The sequence below is a fragment of the Legionella tunisiensis genome, assembly GCF_000308315.1.
Classification (GTDB): domain Bacteria; phylum Pseudomonadota; class Gammaproteobacteria; order Legionellales; family Legionellaceae; genus Tatlockia; species Tatlockia tunisiensis.
Map to the genome: position 1 here is coordinate 1 of NZ_CALJ01000155.1, position 1,437 is coordinate 1,437.

Sequence of the window (1,437 nt, forward strand, 5' to 3'; positions counted from 1 at the left end):
TGAGCTCATAGTTATAAATAAGTGTATTGTTAAACCACATGATACATCCTCAAGTAGCAAAAAAGGGATGCTAACATGTTTCCAAATTGTCTGCGATTGTTTAAGGCTTATAAAATTAAATTGCTCTGGATTCATTACTTAGGCTGAGGGAGTGAAACTGATATCTGGACATAAAAATTTGGTTTAATGATCTGTAAAATCTTAAATTATTTATTTTGATTTAAATTGATGTTTTTCCATCTCTACGGCAATGGCGTGATTTATGTCCAACACGCATAAATTAAACTCATGAGCTGAACAAAAATATATCGGGAGCACTCAGCGCGTAGATGGGAAATAGGCCATTCAATGGCTAATAATTGACCTGCTATGCATTAGGGAGAATTCAGATCCGTTGAGGAAGGCGAGTCGTAGGAAGCGTCTTCTGGTTGATGCTGTGTACTTCCCTTCGCTTTTGATCCAGCATGTTGTTGACTTTTCTTAATTCATTAGCGAGAGCAGTTACTTCTTTTTGAATAGTTTCTAAATTCTTTTCGCTTGTTCTTATGGCGAGAGTGAATGGTGTAATTTGATTATCTAATTCTGGCAAGTGTTGGATTTCTTGTTGTGAGTGCAGAGTAGCCATTTGCTCGTGATAGTTGGCGATGTTTCTTTCTTCTTGCGCTTGCCGTAGTGCCAGTTGCAAAAATTCAGGTTCATAACGGCGATTTAATCCCTCAAGCTCTTCGATCGTCATTTGGTATAAGGTTTTATACAGTTGACGTGGAGGTAGTTGTGGGAAAAAGCGCATAATGTTTTCTCTGTCATGATTTGTTGAGCGATTATATGTCAAACTGCTTTTCATATAAAGTATGTGACTTTAGTATTAACAACCGGTGTTGTCTTTTGACAAAATTGCCTGGTAAGCACACGAGTGGGTTCACCAAGCAGCGTTAAGAATACAGCACTAGTTGCGTAAAAGAGTTGAACTAGAGGAGGATGGCGCCAAACGATCTGCTTCGATCTCTCTGCGTTTTACAGCCAGAACTGAATTGACGATGCCTAATTCACTGATAGACGCTTTTTTTCTTGTATTAAGTCCTTTAATTGCATTTCTTTGTTGTTAATCTGTTCTTTAATCTTTTTAATGTCAATCAATACTTTTGCTTGCTGGTTTTCAGCAGCAGAAAACACGCTTAAAAACTAAGCTGTAAATAACGTTCAGCACCATTACCTGGAAGACTGGCTAGCGCTTCTTTTCTTTTTCTGCGTCGGCTGCAATATCCAGTTCAAGAGCGTCATATTGTTCTTCCAAAGCAGCAAGTAGCCCTTGTTCGGCCTCAATTTCTTGTTGTACTCCCTCTATTTGTTCTTCGATGCCCTCAAAGTAAGGGCCGTAGCGACGATTTAATGCCACAAGGCTACGAAGGGGTATATTATTTAAGAATTCATGAAGGT

General features: G+C 38.8%; 2 protein-coding genes and 1 pseudogene. All 3 read right to left on the minus strand.

Going from position 1 to position 1,437, the window contains the following annotated elements:
• Positions 1-385 precede the first annotated feature (385 nt).
• On the minus strand, positions 386-832 hold the full coding sequence (locus tag BN58_RS09840; RefSeq protein WP_019216677.1) for a hypothetical protein: 447 nt from the start codon (positions 830-832) through the stop codon (positions 386-388).
• Between the two features lie 209 nt (positions 833-1,041).
• Positions 1,042-1,173, minus strand: coding sequence for a hypothetical protein (locus BN58_RS36025; RefSeq protein ID WP_019216678.1), 132 nt, complete (start codon positions 1,171-1,173; stop codon positions 1,042-1,044).
• 52 nt (positions 1,174-1,225) lie between these two features.
• A pseudogene (locus BN58_RS23880) lies at positions 1,226-1,437 on the minus strand (hypothetical protein); the annotation flags it as partial.